This is a genomic window from Priestia sp. P5_B4 (assembly GCF_056400385.1).
Genome location: NZ_JBFULJ010000351.1, coordinates 1 through 3,816, shown reverse-complemented (window position 1 = coordinate 3,816; position 3,816 = coordinate 1). Strand labels below are relative to the sequence as shown.

5 protein-coding genes are annotated in these 3,816 nt (G+C 38.7%); 3 read left to right on the top strand and 2 right to left on the bottom strand.

From position 1 onward, the window contains the following. Positions 1-953, top strand: a 953-nt coding sequence (locus AC1DRF_RS19105) for an LTA synthase family protein (RefSeq protein ID WP_477741408.1), incomplete at its 5' end; no start/stop codon positions are given. A 75-nt stretch (positions 954-1,028) separates the two neighbouring features. Beyond that, positions 1,029-2,009 (top strand): LCP family protein, encoded by a 981-nt coding sequence (locus tag AC1DRF_RS19100; RefSeq protein ID WP_477741407.1) that lies wholly within the window; start codon positions 1,029-1,031, stop codon positions 2,007-2,009. Positions 2,010-2,046: 37 nt separating this feature from the next. Here the strand turns inward: AC1DRF_RS19100 and AC1DRF_RS19095 are convergent, their stop codons facing one another. Continuing rightward, positions 2,047-2,628 carry a YitT family protein gene (locus tag AC1DRF_RS19095; RefSeq protein WP_043978354.1) on the bottom strand — a complete coding sequence of 194 codons (582 nt, stop codon included), beginning with the start codon at positions 2,626-2,628 and terminating at the stop codon, positions 2,047-2,049. Between the two features lie 200 nt (positions 2,629-2,828). On the opposite strand from AC1DRF_RS19095, the gene AC1DRF_RS19090 reads away from it, so the two are divergent. Further along, on the top strand, positions 2,829-3,326 hold the full coding sequence (locus tag AC1DRF_RS19090; RefSeq protein WP_477741406.1) for a GNAT family N-acetyltransferase: 498 nt from the start codon (positions 2,829-2,831) through the stop codon (positions 3,324-3,326). A gap of 26 nt (positions 3,327-3,352) precedes the next feature. Here AC1DRF_RS19090 and AC1DRF_RS19085 read toward each other — a convergent pair. Beyond that, positions 3,353-3,816: YoaK family protein (locus AC1DRF_RS19085; RefSeq protein ID WP_477741405.1), on the bottom strand; the 464-nt coding region annotated here is incomplete at its 5' end.

The window sequence follows — 3,816 nt, the reverse complement described above, 5'->3', positions numbered from 1 at the left end:
CGTACCAAGCAGCACCAGCGATCTTAGATCAAGAGGGCGGCTATACAAGTGCCGTTTTACACGGAGACTATAAAACGTTCTGGAACCGTAATGAAATTTATAAACAGTTCGGTGTGGATCAATTCTTTGACGCAAGTTATTACAATATGACTGGTGATAACAAAGTAAACTATGGATTAAAAGATAAGCCATTCTTCAAAGAATCTATGCCAATGCTACAGTCATTGAAGCAGCCTTTCTATGCGCATATGATTACATTAACAAACCATTTCCCATTTGTCCTTGATAAAGGCGATGCTAGCATTGAGCCGGCAAACACAGGAGATGGAACGGTAGACCGTTATTTCCAAACGGCTCGTTATTTGGATGAATCACTGCAAGAATTCTTTACAGAGCTAAAAGCTTCAGGCTTATATGACAACTCAGTTATTATGATTTACGGTGACCACTACGGTATTTCTGAAAATCATAACAAAGCAATGGAAAAAGTTCTTGGCGAGAAAATTACGCCATATAAAAACGCTCAGCTTCAACGCGTACCGTTCTTCCTTCATGTACCAGGCGTAAAAGGTGGAGTGAACCATACGTACGGCGGTGAAATTGACGTAGTACCTACGCTTCTTCACTTAGTGGGAATTGATAGTAAAGAGTATGTTCAATTCGGTACAGATTTATTATCAAAAGACCATGATCAGGTAGTAGCATTTAGAAACGGTGATTATGTTTCTCCRAAATACACGTCAATTGACGGCAAGTATTACGATACAAACACGGGAGAAAGAATCACAGCAACAGACGAAGCGAAAGCTTATAAAAAGAAAGTTGGAAGAGAGCTAGAACTTTCTGATAAAGTGTTATACGGTGATTTATTACGATTTAATAAATTAGATGACTTTAAACCGGTCGATCCATCAAAATACATGTATGGAAAAGACCAAGAAACAGAAAAGTAATGTAAGCTTTCACACCATACAATCCAAACAAGCAAGTAGAGGAGCTTTTTAAAAGCTTAGCTACTTGCTTGTTTTATGAGAACTTCATTGAAAAAGAAAGCTGGTGACAGAAACGTGGAGCGAACAAGACGCAAAAGAAGAAGAAGAGTTCGATGGGGCAGAGTGTTCTTTGCTTTGTTGTTTCTTTTTATTATCGTTGGAGGCATATACAGCTATTTCCAATATAAGCAAGGGCTATCGATGGCAAGCGATGGTAAATTTGCGGATGACGGCACGACATTTGAACAGTTTCAAGGCAATCTCCCAAATAACGGAGAAGTAAATATGCTGCTGTTAGGAAGTGACTCGCGCGGGGAAAAGCATTCTCGTACAGACTCTATTTTAATTGCTCACTACGATTCTAAAAGCAAACACCCGAAAATTGTTTCCCTTATGAGGGATATGTATGTGGATATTCCAGGACACGGCAAGCAAAAGCTGAATGCTGCTTACGCGTTCGGAGGTCCTGAGCTGCTGCGTAAAACGATCAAACAAAATTTTGATATCGATATTAACTATTATGCAGTTGTGGACTTCGAAGGGTTTTCAAAAATTGTAGATACGATTGCACCTGATGGCATTAAAGTAACCGTGCCTCACGACATGTCTTCGGGAATTGGTATGACGCTTCACAAAGGTACCCAAGTTTTACACGGTGAACAACTGCTTGGCTATGTACGTTTTCGTCATGATAACATGAGTGATTTTGGACGCGTTCAACGCCAGCAAGAAGTCGTTTTAAAGCTTAAAGATGAAGTAGCAAGCCTAAACAGCATGTTTAAAATACCGAAGCTTCTCGGCGTAATGGATCCTTATATCGATACAAATTTAGATACAAAAAGCATGATGCTTCTGGCTAAAGATGTGGTAACAGGAAACATGAAAGATGTTCAAAGCCTGCGACTGCCGTTAGACGGATCGTTTGAAAACAAAACGTATAGCGGTGTTGGTATGGTGCTTGCTATTGATTTAGATAAAAATAAAGAAGCGCTGCAAGAATTTTTAAATGACAAATAAAGAAAAGCCTCGAGATGCATGTCTCGAGGCTTTTTCCCTATACATAGACGATAATGCGTTTGAATGATGTAATTAAACTGGTCACTATACCGGAGCATACAACAATGAATAATGAATAAATAGCTGTATCGTTTTGAAGCAGTAAAATACCTGAAATAATAATAGATGCGTCAATTACTAAAATAATGATGCCGGGGTTTAAAGATAACCATTTCGCAAGTATCAGAGAAAATAAGTCGACCCCGCCTTGACTTGCGTGCTGCCGGAGCATGATGCCGGTTCCGATTCCGTTAAAAACACCTCCAAGGCAAGCGCTTAAGATAATGGGAAGGTGAAAAATCCCATGAAGCGGAAACAGCAAATCAATCATCACGGCTGAGAGAACCATGCCATAGATAGCATTTAAAAAATAAGAGCGGTTAAAACCTAGAGCGAGAAGGTAAATAGGGAAGTTTAAGCAAAAAATCATCACGCCTACTTTATAGCCAAGTAAATAATTAAGAATTAAGCTAATTCCCGTAATGCCTCCTGTTACAAGCTGAAGCGGAAGAATAAAAACGTTAATTCCAATACTAACAAACACACTGCCAATTCCAATTGCAATTAATTTTTTATACATGCTGTCTCATCCTTGTCTCTGAATCTCTTTATATGTATATGAAGACAAGCAGAGTTTCAGCACAAAGACCGCTTCAGAAACCATAATGAACGGATTAAATATATGCAAAGGAAGCTGTTTTAAAATGCAAATGTGTTGCATAAACATGTTTCACCATAGACAATAAGAACTAATGAAGAAGGTAAATGGAGGAGAAAAAATTGATCGTTCGAAAAGCTAGAGAAGAAGAAACATCATCTATTGAAACAGTGACGCTTGCTGCTTATGAGCAATATGCAGCTGTAAAATCAGAAGCACACTGGAAAAGATATCGAAAGGGAATTTTACATACCCTGAGTGAAGAAAAGAAATTTGAGTGCATTGTAGTTGAAATCGATGGAGAAATGGCAGGAAGCGTTTTGTTTTATCCGCCGGATACGGATGTATACGGAGGGTTGTTAAAGCCATTTCCATGGGCCGAAATTCGTCTGCTGGCAGTTGCTCCGACGCATCGCCGAAAAGGAGTCGCGAATGCGCTTCTTGAAGCTTGTGAAAAAAAATCTCGGGAGCTAGGGTGTTCTTATTTAGGTTTACATACAGATCATTCAATGGAACATGCCATTAAGCTGTACACTAAAAGAGGTTACCTTCGCTTTCCTGATAACGATTTTTATCCGGTAAAAGATTTGCATGTTATGGCATTTAGAAAATCAGTCTAATAAAAAAGCCTTTGAAATCAATGATTTCAAAGGCTTTTTTGAGATTCTGAATTTAAAATGACAAAAGCGAGAAAAAGAATAGCAGAAGCTAGCCAAACTGCTTTTGTCCCCAGGGTGAAAGTAGAAATAGAACCTAACAATGCCCCGCTCAAAAAAGAGAGGATAATGGCTGTAAAACGAAGGCACTGATAAGCAGCGTTTTCATCGCGTTTGAATATAGCATAGTATGCTGCTTGAGAAGCAGTACGAAGGTTTCCGGTCGTCATGGTTGTATTATATGACCATTTTATCAAAGTTCTAAATGAAGAAACTTGAAGAGCAGCAACAAATGAAATTGTTACTGTAACCAACATATTAGAAACACTAGACGGTAAAAAACCAACGATAATGAGTACGACAATTTCTAAAAGCAATACGATACGAGAAGTATCAGGGAGTACAGATATAAATCGCGGTTGCTTAAATGTTTCGGTTACAGCAACACCTAGGA

What these genes read in the sequence shown, in the direction of transcription:
- AC1DRF_RS19100 (WP_477741407.1), top strand. Translation starts at nt 1,029, where the DNA reads ATGAGAACTTCATTGAAAAAGAAAGCTGGTGACAGAAACGTGGAGCGA.
- AC1DRF_RS19095 (WP_043978354.1), bottom strand. Translation starts at nt 2,628, where the DNA reads ATGTATAAAAAATTAATTGCAATTGGAATTGGCAGTGTGTTTGTTAGT.